Source organism: Labrys sedimenti (assembly GCF_034424805.1).
Classification (GTDB): domain Bacteria; phylum Pseudomonadota; class Alphaproteobacteria; order Rhizobiales; family Labraceae; genus Labrys; species Labrys sedimenti.
This window is the reverse complement of record NZ_JAXOUF010000020.1, coordinates 67,302-84,248: the sequence shown is the minus strand read 5'-3', so window position 1 is coordinate 84,248 and position 16,947 is coordinate 67,302. Positions and strand designations below refer to the sequence as shown.

At 64.8% G+C, this 16,947-nt stretch carries 17 protein-coding genes; 6 read left to right on the top strand and 11 right to left on the bottom strand.

Translation table 11 applies throughout. From position 1 onward, the window contains the following. Positions 1-91: 91 nt before the first annotated feature. Entirely contained in the window at positions 92-1,567 is a 1,476-nt protein-coding gene (locus tag U1R88_RS30145) for a mechanosensitive ion channel family protein (protein ID WP_322434606.1), read from the bottom strand. A 155-nt stretch (positions 1,568-1,722) separates the two neighbouring features. On the opposite strand from U1R88_RS30145, the gene U1R88_RS30140 reads away from it, so the two are divergent. Both U1R88_RS30140 and aspA read left to right on the top strand, forming a co-directional pair. Next, positions 1,723-2,610 carry a LysR substrate-binding domain-containing protein gene (locus U1R88_RS30140; protein WP_322434605.1) on the top strand — a complete coding sequence of 296 codons (888 nt, stop codon included), beginning with the start codon at positions 1,723-1,725 and terminating at the stop codon, positions 2,608-2,610. 216 nt (positions 2,611-2,826) lie between these two features. Further along, positions 2,827-4,245, top strand: coding sequence for an aspartate ammonia-lyase (aspA, locus tag U1R88_RS30135; RefSeq protein ID WP_322434604.1), 1,419 nt, complete (start codon positions 2,827-2,829; stop codon positions 4,243-4,245). Positions 4,246-4,270: 25 nt separating this feature from the next. Here the strand turns inward: aspA and U1R88_RS30130 are convergent, their stop codons facing one another. From U1R88_RS30130 to U1R88_RS30120, 3 genes are read right to left on the bottom strand one after another with little or no spacing between them, the layout of a single operon-like run. Continuing rightward, on the bottom strand, positions 4,271-4,765 hold the full coding sequence (locus U1R88_RS30130; protein ID WP_322434603.1) for a GNAT family N-acetyltransferase: 495 nt from the start codon (positions 4,763-4,765) through the stop codon (positions 4,271-4,273). Continuing rightward, the gene (locus tag U1R88_RS30125) at positions 4,762-5,289 is read right to left on the bottom strand and encodes a GNAT family N-acetyltransferase (RefSeq protein WP_322434602.1); all 528 of its coding nucleotides are present in this window, start codon (positions 5,287-5,289) and stop codon (positions 4,762-4,764) included. Before U1R88_RS30125 ends, U1R88_RS30130 begins: the two co-directional genes overlap by 4 nt. Beyond that, complete coding sequence (locus tag U1R88_RS30120; RefSeq protein ID WP_322434601.1) at positions 5,286-5,867, bottom strand: helix-turn-helix domain-containing protein; 582 nt, start codon at positions 5,865-5,867, stop codon at positions 5,286-5,288. The genes U1R88_RS30125 and U1R88_RS30120 overlap by 4 nt, the downstream gene beginning before the upstream one ends. 115 nt (positions 5,868-5,982) lie before the next feature. Here U1R88_RS30120 and U1R88_RS30115 point away from each other — a divergent pair, with 115 nt between their 5' ends. Continuing rightward, positions 5,983-6,546, top strand: coding sequence for an SIS domain-containing protein (locus tag U1R88_RS30115; RefSeq protein ID WP_322434599.1), 564 nt, complete (start codon positions 5,983-5,985; stop codon positions 6,544-6,546). A 5-nt stretch (positions 6,547-6,551) separates the two neighbouring features. Here U1R88_RS30115 and U1R88_RS30110 read toward each other — a convergent pair whose 3' ends face one another. The 5 genes from U1R88_RS30110 to U1R88_RS30090 form a co-directional block, all read right to left on the bottom strand. Beyond that, entirely contained in the window at positions 6,552-8,102 is a 1,551-nt protein-coding gene (locus U1R88_RS30110; protein ID WP_322434598.1) for an ankyrin repeat domain-containing protein, read from the bottom strand. Positions 8,103-8,310: 208 nt separating this feature from the next. After that, positions 8,311-8,976 (bottom strand): GntR family transcriptional regulator, encoded by a 666-nt coding sequence (locus U1R88_RS30105; protein ID WP_322434597.1) that lies wholly within the window; start codon positions 8,974-8,976, stop codon positions 8,311-8,313. 101 nt (positions 8,977-9,077) lie between these two features. Next, on the bottom strand, positions 9,078-10,679 hold the full coding sequence (locus tag U1R88_RS30100; protein WP_322434596.1) for an amidase: 1,602 nt from the start codon (positions 10,677-10,679) through the stop codon (positions 9,078-9,080). Between the two features lie 267 nt (positions 10,680-10,946). Next, complete coding sequence (locus U1R88_RS30095) at positions 10,947-11,423, bottom strand: SRPBCC family protein (protein WP_322434595.1); 477 nt, start codon at positions 11,421-11,423, stop codon at positions 10,947-10,949. Beyond that, positions 11,420-11,764: an ArsR/SmtB family transcription factor gene (locus U1R88_RS30090; RefSeq protein ID WP_322434594.1), complete on the bottom strand. Its 345-nt coding sequence runs from the start codon at positions 11,762-11,764 to the stop codon at positions 11,420-11,422. The genes U1R88_RS30095 and U1R88_RS30090 overlap by 4 nt, the downstream gene beginning before the upstream one ends. 573 nt (positions 11,765-12,337) lie before the next feature. Here U1R88_RS30090 and U1R88_RS30085 point away from each other — a divergent pair. Beyond that, the gene (locus U1R88_RS30085; RefSeq protein WP_322434593.1) at positions 12,338-12,979 is read left to right on the top strand and encodes an alpha/beta hydrolase family protein; all 642 of its coding nucleotides are present in this window, start codon (positions 12,338-12,340) and stop codon (positions 12,977-12,979) included. Positions 12,980-12,988: 9 nt separating this feature from the next. Here the strand turns inward: U1R88_RS30085 and U1R88_RS30080 are convergent, their stop codons facing one another. Continuing rightward, on the bottom strand, positions 12,989-13,795 hold the full coding sequence (locus tag U1R88_RS30080) for an alpha/beta fold hydrolase (protein ID WP_322434592.1): 807 nt from the start codon (positions 13,793-13,795) through the stop codon (positions 12,989-12,991). A gap of 217 nt (positions 13,796-14,012) precedes the next feature. Continuing rightward, on the bottom strand, positions 14,013-14,501 hold the full coding sequence (locus U1R88_RS30075; RefSeq protein ID WP_322434591.1) for a GFA family protein: 489 nt from the start codon (positions 14,499-14,501) through the stop codon (positions 14,013-14,015). An 89-nt stretch (positions 14,502-14,590) separates the two neighbouring features. On the opposite strand from U1R88_RS30075, the gene U1R88_RS30070 reads away from it, so the two are divergent. Continuing rightward, positions 14,591-14,944 carry a lysozyme inhibitor LprI family protein gene (locus tag U1R88_RS30070; protein ID WP_068283602.1) on the top strand — a complete coding sequence of 118 codons (354 nt, stop codon included), beginning with the start codon at positions 14,591-14,593 and terminating at the stop codon, positions 14,942-14,944. 96 nt (positions 14,945-15,040) lie between these two features. Next, entirely contained in the window at positions 15,041-16,849 is a 1,809-nt protein-coding gene (lepA, locus tag U1R88_RS30065) for a translation elongation factor 4 (protein ID WP_311934124.1), read from the top strand. Positions 16,850-16,947 lie beyond the last annotated feature (98 nt).

Sequence of the window (16,947 nt, the reverse complement as noted above, 5' to 3'; positions counted from 1 at the left end):
TCCTTCCCGGGGCCGCCAGCATCTCGCTGGCTCTTCCATTCAGCAAACGCCCCGTTTCCGAGAGCCGGCAGGGCGCTTGCGGTCCCAGGGGTCACGTCTTGAAGAAGGCGCGGATCTGCGCCAGGAACTGTGCGGGCGGGCCTGGCTGCGCATAGAGAGCGGCCGCCTCGTCGCGGGCGAGGAAGGCCTGGCCCCGGCGGACCGAAGCCTCGAACGCCTCGGCCAGCCCGGGTTCGGCAGCGAGGACGGGATCGAGATCCTCCTTGCGAAGTTCGAAGACGATGCAACGGGTCAGGGCCAGGATCGTGCCCGGATTGGGGGCGCCGGTAATCACGCCCAGCTCGCCGAAATGATCGCCCGGCCCCAGCCGTCCCACCACATGCGAGTGGTCGCGGATGGTGCGGCTCGCTTCCAGCACGCCGGAGGCAACCACCAGGAGGGAAGCGAGCGATCCCCCTTGCGACACCAGCGTCGCCGTTGCCTCGAGATGGCGCTTGACCATCTTGCCGGAAAGGTCGGCCCGCTGCTTCGGCGAGAGCTCACGGAACAGGGGGATGTCGGCAAGGAGCTGTTCGGGCGGCAAGGTCTCCAGTGGACCGAGATTGACCTGGACCGGGCCGATCGGCGTCGACACCGCACCTGGATTGACCAGCCGGATGCCGTGATAGTGGAATTGCCTCAGCACTTGGCCGAGCAGGGCGCTCTTGACCTTGCCGAGATGGTCCGTGTGCGCCACCGAAAAGCTGATGTCGTAGCTGTTGGTGCGGGCGCCGATCCGCGCCAGTGAGGTTCCGGGAGCGGGGCTGGAGAGGATCTGTGCCGTCAGCAGGGCCGCATGGCGCAGATATTCCAGCACGAGATCCGGCCGGGCCGTAGAATCGCAGGCAACCTGGACCGAATCGTCGCGCCGGGTGCTCGGCCGGCTGCGATTGATCACCCGCGACTTGGAGATCAGGCTGTTGGGAATGGTGACGATGTCGTTGCCATCGGTGCGCACATGGATGGAACGCCAGTTGATCTGGACGATCACGCCCTCGAAGGAACCATCTATGCCGATGCGGTCGCCGACCACATAGGGATGCTCGATGCCCACCGCGATGCCGGCGAAGACGTCGGCCAGCGTGTTCTGCAGCGCCAGGGCCAGCACCACGGCGATGATGCCCGAGGTGGCCAGGAGGGCACGGACGGGCAGGTCGAACACGAAATTGACGATCGCCAGCACGGCGGTGAGATAAGTCAGGCCGGCCAGGAGGTCCGAAGCGATCTTGGGTTGGCTCGATTCGCGCTTCTGCCAGAGGATCAGGGGCAGGATGCCCACTGCCAGCCTTGCGCCGAGCAGCCACCACAGGGCGATCAGGCCGCGCTGCCAGGTGGCGATCCGCGTGTCGGCATCGAGCACCGGCGCGGCCGGCATGCCGCCGACCCGCAGGACCAGCAGGGTGAACAGGCAGAAAAGGCCAGCCGCGACACCGATACGCAGCCAGGCCGGCTGCCAGCCGATCCGCCAGTTGAGGATGATCACGGCCGCGAGGGCCGTGGCGAGGATCAGTTCGGAGAGCAGCGACACCGGGGCCACGCAGCAGGACGAAAGGGCGGCATGATTGCATCACTCCGCGCTGCATGCCAGAGCGGGAATGCGGCAGGGCCCAAGACGAAACCAAACATGGCAAACGATCCAGCCTCTCCGCACCTGTCCGTCTCGTCATACCGGAAGGAACGGTCTTGGAACTGAAATGGCTTGAGGATTTCCTGAGCTTGGCCGAGACGCGCAGTTTCTCGCGCTCGGCGGCGGACCGCAACATCACCCAATCGGCCTTCAGCCGGCGCATTCGGGCGCTCGAAGTCTGGCTGGGCACCGAACTGCTGGATCGCAGCACCTTTCCGATCACCCTGACCGCCGATGGCCGGCAGTTCCGCGAAACGGCGGAGGAAACGGTGCGCCTGCTCACCCTGGCCCGTTCGCAGTTCCGCAGCCGCCAGGAGGGCAGCAAGCTGCCGGTGCTGGCCGTCACCGCGCTGCATGCCCTCTGCCTGACCTTCCTGCCAGGCTGGCTCACGCAGATCCGGCGCAAGGTCGGCCCTGTAACGAGCCGCGTGCTGCCGGAGAACTTCCACACCTGCATCCAGGCCCTGGTGGAAGGCGGCTATGATTTCCTGCTCACCTTCCATCATCCCAACATCTCGGTGCCGCTCGATCCCGAACGCTTCGCTTTTCTCACTGTCGGGCGCGACAGCCTGGTCGCGGTGGCGGCACGGCCCGAACGCCGCAATTGGCAGGCCGGTGACGAGCGTGTGCCGCTGCTGCATTATTCGCGCGGTTCCTTCCTGGGGTTGCTGGCCGCCATCGCCCAGGCCCGCGAGGGTGCTCCGGCGACCTATCTTGCCCATACCAATGAAGGCTCCATGGCCGAGGCCCTGAAGTTCATGGCGCTGGACGGCCATGGCGTGGCCTGGCTGCCGCGCAGCCTGGTCGCCGACGAGATCGCCGAGGGATCCCTGGCCGCGGTCGCGCCGGAAATGCCGATGGATATCCGGCTCTACCGCAGCGCGGACCGCTCCCGGCCCTTCGTCGACCGGGTCTGGAGCGCGGCGCGGGAGGCTTCCGGCTGAAGGTTATGCAGATTTGGAATAGGCTTTGCCGCGATAGCATTGGCGGGGAGTTCCGGTCGGGCGTATGAGCCTTCCCAGCGCGGCGGAACGGAGCCGGCAAAGCAAGACCTGCCTCGTTCCGCCCGCTGTTTCACGATCCACCAGCGCGCTTGGGCGCGACGCTGCAACTCGCCGTGGCCTGGGGAGACCCTGGCGCTTGGCCGGAGGAAACCTGCCTTGTCCGAGATCGCCTTCCGCCTCGAGCACGACCTCTTGGGTGACCGCGAAGTGCCCGTCGATGCCTATTATGGCGTCCACACCCTGCGGGCCGTCGAGAATTTCCCGATCAGCGGCCAGACCCTTGCCACCTGCCCGGACCTGATCCGGGCCCTGGCCTCGATCAAGCAGGCGGCAGCCCTCGCCAATCGCGAGCTTGGCCTGCTCGACGACAAGCGCACCGCCGCCATCGTGGCGGCCTGCGAGGAGATCAGGGCCGGGGCGCTGCACGACCAGTTCGTGGTCGACCTCATCCAGGGTGGCGCCGGCACCTCTACCAACATGAACGCCAACGAGGTGATCGCCAACCGGGCTCTGGAGCTCCTCGGCCACCGGCGCGGCGACTACGGCCAGCTGCACCCCAACGAGCACGTCAATATGGGGCAGAGCACCAATGACGTCTATCCGACCTCGCTGAAGATCGCGGCCTGGTTCGGCATTCACCGGCTGATCGAGGCGATGGGCGTGCTGCGCCGGGCCTTCGAGGCCAAGGCGGAGGAATTCGCCGACGTCCTCAAAATGGGCCGCACCCAGCTGCAGGACGCCGTGCCGATGACGCTGGGCCAGGAATTCGGCACCTATGGGCTGATGCTGGCTGAGGACGAGGCGCGGCTCGCCGAGGCGGCCGGCCTGATCCGCGAGATCAACATGGGGGCCACCGCGATCGGCACCGGCATCACCGCCCACCCGCTCTATGCCGGCATCGTCTGCAAGCGCTTGGCCGAGATCACCGGCATCGACCTGATCACCGCGCCCAACCTGGTGGAGGCCACCCAGGATTGCGGCGCCTTCGTGCAGCTTTCGGGTGTGCTCAAGCGCGTCGCCGTGAAGCTCTCCAAGACCTGCAACGATCTGCGCCTGCTCTCCAGCGGGCCACGGGCCGGGCTCAACGAGATCAACCTGCCGGCGCGCCAGGCCGGCTCCTCGATCATGCCGGGCAAGGTCAATCCGGTGATTCCGGAAGTGGTCAACCAGATCGCCTTCGAGGTGATCGGCAACGACGTCACCATCTCCTTCGCGGCCGAGGCCGGGCAGCTCCAGCTCAACGCCTTCGAGCCGATCATCGCCTACAGCCTGTTCCGCAGCGTCGAGCATCTGCGCGCCGCCTGCCTGACGCTGGAAAAGAACTGCATTACCGGCATCACCGCCAATCGCGAGCGCCTGCGTGCCAGCGTCGAGCAGTCGATCGGCATCGTCACGGCTCTCAATCCCTATATCGGCTATCGGCATGCCACCGAAGTGGCGATGGAGGCGCATGCCACCGGCCGCGGCGTCTACGAGCTCGTGCTGGAGAAAGGGCTGATGCCGCGCGACCAGCTCGACGCCGTGCTGCGACCGGAAAACCTCACCCGGCCGCAGTCCTTCGAGATGAAGCTGTAGGCGTCATCGTCAATGCCTTTCGGCATCAGCCGTTCAGCGTCTTCTGCATGAAGACGAGGTCGAGCCAGCGCCCGAATTTCTGGCCGACTTCGGGCATGCGCGCCGTTTCGGTGAAGCCGAAGCGCCGATGCAACGCGAGCGAGGGCTCGTTACCGGCTTCGATGCCGCCCAGCATGACATGCTTGCCGGCATCGCGGGCCGTGCCGATCAGGGCATCCAGCAGGGCAGCGCCCGCCCCCCGGCGGCGCGCCGACCCGGCGACATAGATCGAGTGCTCGACCGTATGGCAATAGCCGTCGAAGGGCCGCCAGTCGCCATAGCTGGCATAGCCGATCGCCGTGCCCTCGGCGTCGGCGACGAGGATGGGATAGCCCTGGCTCCTGCGCAGATCGAACCAGGCCTGGCGGTTGGCGAGGTCGACCGTGTTCCAGTTCCAGATCGCCGTCGAGTTCAGCACGGCATCATTGTAGATCGCGAGGATATCAGGCAGGTCGTCAGGGGTGGCGGGACGGATGATCATCGATCCAAATCTTTCCAGAACAAGGTGGTGTCGCAATAGCCGCCCTGTGGCCAGAGCGCATAGCGCGGAATGACGCCGGCCTTCTGCCAGCCAAGATTTTGATAAAGCCGCTCGGCGGACGAGCCGGTCGCGGTGTCCAAGCAGAGCACGATGCGCCCTTCGGCCCGGGCGCTCTCCTCAAGGGCTGCCATCAGCGCGCCGGCGATGCCGAGATTGCGGCCGCGCCGATGCACCATCAGTTTCTGCACGTCGGCGCGATGGGGCTGGTTCGCGCGATTTTCCGGACTGAGCAGCACGGTGCCGACCGGCTGGCCGTCGAGATAGGCGACATGCAGCAGGGTACCGCCCTCGGCCACCCGTGCGGCGACGCCGCGCCAGAAGGCTTCGGCCTCCTCGCGAGCGAGCGGCAGCATGAAGCCGATGGAGGCTTCCCCCTCGACGCAGTCGATCAGGATCTCTGCCAAAGCGGGCACGAGTGTCTGCGCCTGCTCCGGCGTTGCAATGGCGATGGTAAGGTCGGTCATCGGGAAACCTGTCGCGAGGGGCAGAGCATGACGAAGTAACGCGCCGGCTCGTCGCCTGGATTATGGAACATCACCAGCTTGTCGAGCCGCATATGCAGGCAGTCGCCCGGCTCCAACGGAAAGGCCGCGCCATCGACCGTCATGGTGAGGCTGCCCGATTGCAACCAGACCAACTGGTCGAAGGAGGTTGCCTGCGGTTCGAAGGGGATCAGGGCGCCGGCTGGCAGCTCGACCTCGACAAGATCGAGAATGCCATTGGCCGTGGCGGGCGAAACCGAGCGGCGCAGATAGCCGGTGGCCGGATCGCGCCAGAGTGACTGCTCCGCCCGCCGGGCCAGGGGGGAAGCCGTCGGTTCCACGGCGGCGAACAGGGTCGACAGGCTGACGCCGAGGCCGCCGGCGAGGCGAGCCAGCAATTGGGCGGTGGCGCTCGACTCGCCGCGCTCGATGCGCGAGATCATGGCGCGACTGACCCCGCTGGCAGCAGCGAGCTGATCGATCGTCAGATGCATCTGGCCACGCAGGGCCTTGATGCGACCGCCCAACTCCCTATCGATGGTGACATCGCTTGATTCCATAATGTAAGAATATTTATCCACTATAGTGGAGTCAAGTTCGCATAGCCCTGTTGCAGATCGGCTGGCATGAGCCTAGAACCTAGTTCGTTTTCTTAAGCAACAAATTGGACCTGCCATGTCGGAGACCATTCCCGCTCTCAGCCTGCGTGCGCTCGATGATCTTGCCGCGGTGGTGAAGGCCCTCCCTGACGATGCGGCCGACGGCCTGATCGAAGCCCTCGCCACGGCGGGGCGCATCGCCATCTACGGCGCCGGCCGCGAGGGGCTGCAGATGCGCGGCCTGGCCATGCGCCTGTTTCATCTCGGGCTCGACGTCCATGTCGTCGCCGACATGACCGTGCCGCCGATCGGTCAGGGTGACCTCCTCTTCGTGTCGTCCGGGCCCGGCGCTTCCAATATCGGCGATGCCTTGATCGGCGTCGCCCGCAAGGCCGGCGCCAAGGTTGCGGTTGTCACGGCCCAGCCCGAGGCGCTTACGCCCAAGCTCGCCGACGTCGTCTTCACCATTCCGGCCCAGACCATGGCGGATGACCGGGGGGGCGGGGTTTCGGTGCTGCCGATGGGCTCGCTGTTCGAGACGGCGCAGATGCTGGTCTTCGAGATCATCGTGCTGAAGCTGCGCGATCGTCTCGGCGAAACCGCCGAGACGATGCGGGCGCGCCACACCAATCTGGAGTGATGCCGTCAGGCCGCCGGCGAGGCCCGATCTTTGAGAAAGGCCGAGACGGCGTCTGAAAAATCATAGCCGCCGAAGGCCGAAAGCGGCACGCCGTGCTCGACCAGGGCCCGCGCACAGCCGACATAGTCCTGCGGCACGATGCTGGCGATATCCTCCGCCTGGCTGGCATAGGAGAGCGTGCCGAGGACATTGTTGCCGAAGCCGTGCTCGGTGCGCCAATCGGCTCCCTCCTCCAGGAGCAGCCGCAGCATGGCGGCATCGCCCTGGAACATCGCCTTGTTCAGGGCCGTCGCCGACCATTCATGCTCCTTCACCTCGCGGGGCCAGCCCAAAGCGAGCATGACGCGAACGGCCTGGATCGCGCCATTCCCGGCCAGCAAGGGCAGTGTCCGTAACTGCCTCTCGCTGAGTCGGGCGAAAATGTCCGGCTCACTGTCGAGAATTTCAGCTGCGGTCGCCTGGTCTGCCCTCGTGCAGGCCGCGACGAAGGCCTCTTCCCGCGTAAGATCCTCCTCGACACCCAGCACCTCGAGCATCTCGACCACGTCAGTGCGGCCCTGCTCCTGGGCAAAGCGATAGAGGCTCATGCCGTCATCGTTGGTCGCGCGCGGGTCGGCGCCGGCGTCCAGCAAGATTCGGATATGGGCGGCGGAGCGCCCCCGTAGGATGGCATGGTGGATCCAGGGCCGTTCCCTGGCATCGCCGCCATGGGCAAGCAGCAGCCGGAGCGCGTCGAGCTTGTCGAAATCGAGCACGCGGCCCAGCGCATTGGTATCGGGGACGCGCGCGCCGGCCGCGAGCAGCAGGCGGGTACCGACGTCGTCGGAACTTTCGACGGAGTGATAGAGGGATTCGTTGTCGTTGGGATCGGCGCCTGCTTCGAGCAGCAGCCGGATCATTGCCTCGTCATGGGTGCGCCCGGCCGCGCCATAGAGCACGGAAAGCGGCGAATCCGGCCAGCGCGGATCCGTCCAGGTCGCGTTGACGTCCGCGCCATGGGCGAGTAGCAGGCGGGCGCAGGCGAGCAGCTTCATCTTGAAGCCCGGCTCGCGGATGAGGCCGGAATGGCTGACGCCGATCAGGGGAGGCATGGCGAGCGGGCCGCCGCTGCGGTTCGCGAAGGCGGGATCCTCGGCGATGAGGGCCCTGAGCCGAATCTCGTCACCGGTGATGCAGGCGAGCCAGGGATCCTGCGCGAACAGGGCCGGCTGTTCGGCGAGGGTGCGGCGCGCCAGATGACGCTGGGCCGCATTGCCCTCCAGCACCCAGGCGAGCCAGGTTCGCAGTCTTTCGGCCGTGGCGCTGCGCGTCCACTCGACATAGTGCTTGAGCTCGTTCCAGGACCGGAAGCCGTAATCGCGCGCGATGACCGACTGGGCGTCATGCAGAGCGAGCTCGCGGCCGGCGAGCTTTGCCGGATCGACGCTGCGGGCCGAGGGCAGGCTTTCGGCGAAATGGCGAAGGGCCTCGCTCTCGCCATTGCGGGCGGCGCGCAGGAGCTGCTTGGCCTGGTTCTTGAGATGCGAAAGGTCGGGCGAAACCGGAAGGGTCTTCATGGTGCCTCCATGTGCGCAAGGCCGAAGACCCGCAATCGGCTGCACAGGGGCAGATCGTCTGACGTCGATGATGGTGAGGGGGCTGAGCCCTTCCCGCGGGTCCGGAGGCGTCTCGCAGCGCCGAAGCGGAGCTTAGGGCGTTTCTTGTCCGGAGGGAAGCCCGACCCGCCGTGCAGTGACCGGCTTTCTTGGCGAGGATCGGTGGCTGCTATGCTCCGGCGAGGCGGGATTTGCCGAGCGACGCCATGAGATCGCCGAAGCGTTCGCCCTGGATGGCGACATGGGCGCGCAGATGGTCCGCGGCGCGCAGGGTTTCGCCCGCGCGGATGGCGGCGACGACCGCTTCATGCTCCTCCTGTGAGGTCTTCATGCGGTTGCGCACGCGCAGTTGCAGGCGGCGGAAGGGCGCCAGGCGCTTGTTGAGGGCCAGGGCCTGGCCTGCGAGGAACGTATTGCCGCCGGCGCGATAGATGATGCGGTGAAAGATCTCGTTCTCATAGTAATAGGCGTCGGGATCGCCCCTGGCGGCCGCCTCCTGGCAGGCGGCCAATGCCGCCACGAGTGCCTTTTCATCCTCGGCGAGAAGACGGCGGGCGGCAAGGCGGCCGCACATCGCCTCCAATTCGGCCATGACCTCGAACATTTCCATGAGCTGGCTGGGGTCGGGCGCACTCACGACGGCGCCGCGCCGCGCCCGCAATTCCACCAGACCGGCGGCGGCGAGTTGCTGGAGCGCTTCTCGGATCGGCGTTCGCGACACGCCGAAACGCTCGGCAAGGGACACTTCGTCGAGACGCTCACCCGGCTTCAACTGGCCGGTGGCAATCTCGTCCTCGATCGAATCCCGCAATTGGGTGGCTCGGCGCTCGGTCATAGGCCCATATCGCGCCTTCTGCCGATGCCGGCAAGCCGTGATTGCCTTCACGGCGCCGCGAAGGGCGAGGCATGCCGGTTCGGCCGCCTCGCCTGTTGGCGTCATGCCGGCTTGAGCGCCGGCGGCAGCCTGTTCTGCGGCCAGCCGGTGGCCTGCTCATAGGCGTAGGCGAGCTGCAGCACGGACATCTCGGCATGGTTGCGGCCGACGAGCTGCATGCCCATGGGCAGGCCGCGTTCGTTGAAGCCGACAGGCACGCTCATCGCCGGACAGCCGGACATGGTCACCGGGATCACCACCTCCATCCAGCGATGATAGGTATCCATCGCGCGGCCGTTGACCTCCTTGGGCCAATGCGTGGTGGCGTCGAAGGGGAACACCTGCGCCGACGGCAGAATGAAATAGTCGTAGCGCTCCATGAAATTGCGGACCGCCTGATACCATTGCGTGCGTGCGGCGGCGGCATCGGAGAGCTGGACGGCGCTGAGCTTGAGGTAGTTCTCGATCTCCCATTGCGCCTCGGGCTTGAGCAAGGTGCGCTTGGCCGGATCGTCATAGAGCACCTTCAGGCCGGAGCCGGTCTGCCAGGCGCGCAGCGGCAGCCAGTTGCGCCAGACATTCTCGATCGGATAATCGGGCCTGGCTTCCTCGACGGTGCAGCCGAGCGTTTCGAAGGTCTTGAGCGCCGTCTTGCACAGCTCGAGCACGCCCGGCTCGAAGGGCAGATAGCCGCCACAATCACCGAGCCAGGCGATGCGCACGCCCTTGAGATCGCGCTTCAGGGGCTCGGTGAAACGCGTGGGATCTTCATGGAGCGAAAGCGGTGCGGCAGCGTGATAGCCCGACTGCACCGCGAGCAGCAAAGCGAGATCCGAGACATTGCGTGCCATCGGCCCGTTCACGCCCAGCGCCGCATCGAACACGTCGGCGCCCGGCGAAGGAACCCGTCCGAAGGAGGTGCGAAAGCCCAGCACATTGTTGAAGGCCGACGGGTTGCGCAGCGAGCCGGCATGGTCGCTGCCATCGGCGACCGGCAGCATGCGCATCGCGAGGGACACGGCGGCCCCGCCGCTGCTGCCGCCGGAAGTCTTGCTGTGATCATAGGCGTTCAGCGTGGTACCGAAGACCTGGTTGTAGGTCTGCGACCCCAGCCCGAACTCCGGCGTGTTGGTCTTGCCGACGATGATGCTGCCCGCGCGCTTCATGCGGTCGACGAAGATCGCGTCGGCCTTGGGAATGCGGTCCTTGAACAGGGGCGAGCCCTGCGTGGTGCGGATGCCCTTGGTGTCGGCCAGGTCCTTGATCGCCTGAGGGAAGCCATGCATCCAGCCGGCATAGTCGCCACGGGCGAGCTGGGCGTCGCGCTCTCCGGCCTGCTTGATGAGGTCGCCGCGCTCCTGCCGGGAAACGATGGCGTTGACGGTGGGATTGAAGCGGTCGATGTGATCGAGATAGGCCGTCATCACCTCCACGCAGGAGATGGATTTCGACTTGATCGCCTGCGAGAGCGGGATCGCATCCATCATCACGATGTCGGAGGGCGGCGTTTTCGCCAGGGCGGGGCCAGGCCGGGCCGCCTGGCCGACAAGAGCCGCCGATGCCGCACCGGCCAAACCCTTCGCGCTCAGATTCAGGAAACTGCGTCTGCTGAAGCCACGCCCCTGCGTGGGTTGCGACGTGCCGCTGTGTTGCTTGCCGGCCATGGGACACCTCCTCGATCAACCTTCTGGATGAGGTTGTGTCCACACATTGTCAGACTCTGTGTCACCGATCAATTAAATTGTATACAAAAATATTAATCAATAATACATAAATGGCATTTACTTATGCAATGAGCAAACCAAGCTTTTGCGATGTACGCGCTAGAGCATGATTGCCGCGTGGCGTGGGTAGTGCGGCAGGGCAACTGAATTGCGGCCGCAATGTCGGGTTGATGCCGGGGATCCCGAAGGCCTGCCCTGGCGGCGCGGTTATCCCCGGTCTTCGACCAGTTCCGCCAACTGCCCAATCACCGTGCCCCAACCGTCATGGAAGCCCATCTTTTCATGCAAAGCGCGATCCGCGTTGCTCTTGTGCATGACATGGGCGCTGTAGTCAGTCCCGTCCGGGTGGTCGGCGAAATCGATGATCGCCGTGATGAAAGGCTGTTCGGCGGGGCGCCAGCCGCCGGTGAGCGCATTGGTGAACACGATGCGCTGCTGATCGTCGACAGTCAGGAAGCAGGCATCGAGATGGGGCTGGAAAGCGTCGCCATCCTCGCTGATCCGGGTCACGAAGGCGCCGCCCGGCGACAGGTCCATCTCGGCGACCAGGCATCGGGCTGGGGCCGGCACCCACCATTGCTCGAAAAGCGCGCGTTGGGTCCAGGCCTGCCACACGGCGGCCCGCGGAGCCTTGATGACACGGCTGATGTGGAGGTCGCGTTCTGGATCGAAGCGGTGGCTCATGTCGGCTGTTCCTTATCGAGCATGGCAGCGACGACGCGTTCCAGCCTGTCGGTCCGGCCTTCCCACACGGCGTGCTGGGCGGCCAGCCAGCCCTCGACGGCGGCGAAAGCCTGTTCTTGGATGGTGCAGGTTCGTACGCGTCCGTGCTTGCGGGTGCTGATCAGGCCCGTGCCTTCGAGCATGCGGATATGTTTCATGAAGGAGGGCAGGGCCATGTCGAACGGCTCCGCCAGGTCGCTGATGCTGGCCGGTCCCCGCCCCAGGCGGCCGAGCACGGCGCGTCGGGTTGGATCCGCCAGGGCCAGGAAGATCTCGTCGAGTTGCTCGGTACGATAAGCCATCAGGCTAAGTATCAGATCGATGTCCGACCTGCAAGGACCTCATCCGGCCATGGTTTCGAACCCAGCTGCGGACTTGCCGTCCGGGCTGCCAAATATGCAATTCAAACAATTTGAACAATAATTATGACTCGAAATCGAGTGCACAAGCGTATTGACGATTGCCATGACCTCCAGTCTCGATAATATGAAGGTATGAGTGACGAAAGGTAGTTGCGTGTCAACGACCCGGGCGGGCCGATTAAAATTTCGACCGCTTTGGCTAAAGCAAGCGACGTATTGGTAACTGAACAGTCTGACGCCAGGCTGAGTTGGAGGAAATAATGTCCTGGTTGGTTTGTATCCTCCTATACTGCTTGTCTTCCTCGATCATGGCTTCTTTGCTCGGACAGTTGCTGCGTGAGGAACGCGTTTCCTGAATGCGATCGCATTCCAAGAATTTCTTTATTGAAGGCAGAAGCCAATCCATCTCCATTGCAATTGCATGAATCAACGCGCCGGCCTTTGATGGTAACAGGGCGTGTCCTCGGCACGCCGTCACCCATGCTCGGTCCATAACAGCCTTCAGGTATCGACATGGCGTTGCGCTTCCTCACGAACGGCCCCGAGGATGCAGGGATCACCCTCCTGCTCGCGCATGGTGCTGGCGCACCTATGGATTCGGCTGCCATGTCCGCCAGCGCCGAGGCACTCGCTGCGGCCGGATTGTGCGTTGCCCGGTTCGAATTCGACTATATGGCGGCCCGGCGCCAATCGGGCGTCCGCAAGCCGCCGCCGCGCGCCGAGACGCTCGAAGGCGAATATCGCGCTGCCATCGAGGCCTTCGGGGCGGCAAGGCCGCTTGTCATCGGCGGCAAATCGATGGGTGGCCGGGTCGCCAGCATGATCGCCGACGACCTCCATGCCAAAGGCCGCATCGCGGGCCTGCTGTGCCTCGGCTATCCCTTCCATCCTATCGGCAAGCCGGGGCAGTTGCGTACGGCGCATCTCGCCGGTTTGCGCACGCCGGCTCTGATCGCCCAGGGGACGCGCGATCTTTTCGGCACGAAGGAAGAGGTTGCGTCCTACGCCCTGTCGCCCCGCATCGAAATCCTGTGGCTGGAGGACGGCGACCACGACCTCAAGCCGCGCAAGGCCGTTTCCGGCTTTTCGGCCGCCGACCATCTCAAGACCATGGCGACGGCCGTCGCGGCGTGGGCCTCGCGTCTCACCGCCTGATCTGCCCGATCAGGACGGGAGCTTTCCAAGAAAGTCGAGCACCGCCCGGTTGAAGAGCGCCGGCCGCTGCAGCGGTGCGAAGTGGCTCACGCCCGGCAGAATGGTCAGCCTCGCCCCGGGAATGGTGCGGGCGAGATAGGCGGCATGGTCGGGGCGGATGAACTCGTCATGCTCGCCCAGCACGATTTCGACCGGCACATCGATCGCGCCTAGGTCGCTCGCGCTGTAATCGGGCTGGGTGCGCATCATCTCGCTGACGGCGGCGACGAAGGGCTCGAATCCATCGGGCGTGGCTGAGAGCGAGACATAGTCCTGGCGGTGCCGGGCAAAGCAGCGATCGAGCGCCGGGCTGGGCCCCATCGGCTTGGTGCCGCTGGGATCCATGTTGCAGGCGAAGAAAAACACGCCTGCCGCGCGTTCCGGACGCTCGGAGGCCAGTACCAGGGCAACACAGGCGCCGTCGCTCCAGCCGACGAAGCGGGCCTTGTCGAGACCGAGCCGATCCATCACCGCCCGCACGTCCGAGGCCATCAATTCATAGGAATAGGGCCGGTCGTCCCGCGTGCTGCGGCCATGGCCGCGGCTGTCGACCAGCACTACGCGATAGCCGGCGGCCCGCAGATCTTGCAATTGGTAGCCCCAGTTGCCGGCATGGCCGAGGCCGCCATGCAGCAGGACCACCGGCGGCCCGTCGCCATAAGACGTATGCCAGATGCGGGCGCCGTCATGCTCGAGCCATCCCTCCACATCGGCGGGCGGCAGCGGTGGTGCGCCATAGGCGTGGAAATGGCTGAGATCATCGTCTTGCGTGCTCATCGCCGTCCCTTTCCGTCCCGATGCACTCCGAAGGTCCCAGAGCGTTTTTGCGATTTGGCGGGATCGCCAGGAATCGCAAAGACGCGTCCAACCAAAGAAGTGGAGCGCGTTTCCGTCTAAACGTGCTTTGCTCGAGGCGTCGGTTTACCACATCCGGACCAATTGCAAACAGCAAGCACCCTTGCGTAGGTATGCGGCCCTGTCCAGCCTGCCTGCTTCATTCGCTCAACAGGCCGTGGCGCCGGTGCCAGTCCTCCAGCGATTCCTCGGGAAAGGTGTCGAAATGCAGATGGCCGGGATCGTCAGGTACATCGACCCAGCCGGGGGCATCGGCCAGCATCATCTCCACGATTTCCGGCGGCTTCGGCAAGGGCGTGTCGATCGCCGAGGCATGGGGATGGATGAGCTCCGGCCAGCGCGGATCCCACAGCCAGAGCGCGCTGCCGCACTCCCCGCAGAAATGCCGCCCGGCGGGCGAGCGCTGGTCGGGCTGTCCCTCTTCTCGCAACACAGCGTGATAGACGCGCAGATGCTCGCGCCCCTCCACCTTCAGGCTGTCGGCGTGGGCGCCGAGATTGATGGCATAGCCGCCCGATCCCGCCGTCTTGCGGCAGATCGAGCAGTGGCAATGCATGAAGGGGGCGGGGCTCATTGCCTCGACGCTGAACGTCACGGCGCGGCAATGGCAGGATCCTTTCAGCAGCATGTGCGTTTCCCTATAGTTTTGGTCCAGTGGACGAGATGGCCGGCTTTCGGCCGGAGCCTCCTCGCCATCCAATCCGGAAAGGATGACCCTTGAAAGGCAGATTTGTCATCATCGCCGCCGCAGCCCTGCTGTCCTCCTCCGCCGCGCAGGCCGGCGAGTATGCACCGCTCGATTGCGCCAAGGCGGCCTCGCCGGCCGAAAAGGCCGTCTGCGACAGTTACGCCCTCGGCCAGGCCGAAGCCCGCATGGCGACGCTTTACGGCGTCTCGATGTCGCTGGTGGCGATGGGCCAGCGCGGCAATATCGGCGAGGCCCAGCAGGCCTGGATCAAGACGCGCGAGGCTTGCGGCGCCGACACCGCCTGCCTCGACAAGGTCTATGGCGAAAGGATCGGCGTGCTGGACGAGGTCATTCGCAACATCGCTTCGCACGGCCCGTTCTAGACGGAGAGCCGGCAGGCCCCGCAAACCGGGGCCTGCGGCGGCCCGGAATCCCCATTTACGCTTGGCGTTGCAATCCCTTCCTGCTATTGCGCGCGGATGAGCGAAGAACTGATCGAAAATATCCGGAATTTCTCCATCGTGGCCCATATCGACCACGGCAAGTCTACCCTTGCCGATCGTCTGATCCAGGCCACGGGCACGCTGACCGACCGCGAAATGGTCGAGCAGGTGCTCGATTCCATGGATATCGAGCGTGAGCGCGGCATCACCATCAAGGCGCAGACCGTACGCCTGAACTATCGCGCCCAGGACGGCAAGGACTATGTCCTCAATTTGATGGACACGCCCGGCCATGTCGACTTCGCCTATGAGGTCTCGCGCTCGCTCGCGGCCTGCGAAGGCTCGCTCCTGGTGGTCGATGCCTCCCAGGGCGTCGAGGCCCAGACGCTCGCCAATGTCTATCACGCCATCGACGCCAATCACGAGCTGGTGCCGGTGCTCAACAAGATCGACTTGCCGGCGGCCGAACCCGACCGCATCAAGCAGCAGATCGAGGACGTGATCGGCATCGATGCCTCCGAGGCCGTGCCGATCTCGGCCAAGACCGGCCTCAACATCGACCTGGTGCTGGAAGCCATCGTCACTCGTCTGCCGGCGCCCAAGGGTGACCGCAACGCCCCGCTCAAGGCGCTCTTGGTGGATAGCTGGTACGATGCCTATCTCGGCGTGGTCGTGCTGGTACGCATCTTCGACGGCACGCTCAAGAAGGGCCAGCGCGTGAAGATGATCGGCACCAATGCGCAGTATGAGGTCGATCGCCTCGGCGTCTTCAGGCCGAAGATGCAGGCCATCGCCGAGCTTGGGCCGGGCGAGATCGGCTTCATCACCGCCGCGATCAAGGAAGTTGCCGATACCCGTGTCGGCGACACCATCACCGATGATCGCAAGAACACCAACATCGTACCGCTGCCAGGCTTCAAACCGGCGCAGCCCGTGGTGTTCTGCGGCCTGTTCCCAATGGATGCGGCGCAGTTCGAGGATCTGCGCGCCGCCATGGGGCGGCTTCGCCTCAACGACGCCTCGTTCTCCTTCGAGATGGAATCCTCCGCTGCGCTCGGCTTCGGCTTCCGCTGCGGCTTCCTCGGCCTCCTGCATCTGGAAATCATCCAGGAGCGCCTGGAGCGCGAGTTCAATCTCGACCTGATCGCCACCGCCCCATCGGTGATCTACAAGATCAACATGACCGATGGCAGCCATATCGAGCTGCACAACCCGGTCGACATGCCGGATGTGGTGAAGATCACCTCGATCGAGGAACCGTGGATCCGCGCCACCATCCTGACGCCGGACGACTATCTCGGCTCCATCCTCAAGCTCTGCCAGGACCGTCGCGGCGTGCAGGTCGACCTCAATTATGTCGGCAAGCGCGCCATGGTGCAGTATGATCTGCCGCTCAACGAGGTAGTGTTCGACTTTTATGACCGCCTGAAGTCGGTATCGAAGGGCTATGCGTCCTTCGACTATCATCTGACCGACTACAAGGAAGGGGATCTGGTCAAGATGCAGATCCTCGTCAATGCCGAGCCGGTGGACGCGCTTTCGATGCTGGTGCATCGTGATCGTGCCGAGAGCCGCGGCCGTGCCATGTGCGAGAAGCTGAAGGATCTCATCCCGCAGCACATGTTCGTCATCCCGATCCAGGCCGCCATCGGCGCCAAGATCATCGCCCGCGAGACCATCCGCGCCCTGCGCAAGGACGTTACGGCCAAGTGCTATGGCGGCGACATCTCCCGCAAGCGCAAGCTTCTGGAGAAGCAGAAGGAAGGCAAGAAGAAGATGCGCCAGTTCGGCAGCGTCGACATCCCGCAGGAAGCCTTCATTGCCGCGCTCAAGGTGGACGGGTAGGGCGGTTAGCTTTGTTCTGGGATTACCGGCTTTCTAACCGGCGTTTGGAAACCAAGTGCGCCGTGATTGAAGGGCTGGCTGGAAGGCTGGCGGTCCCA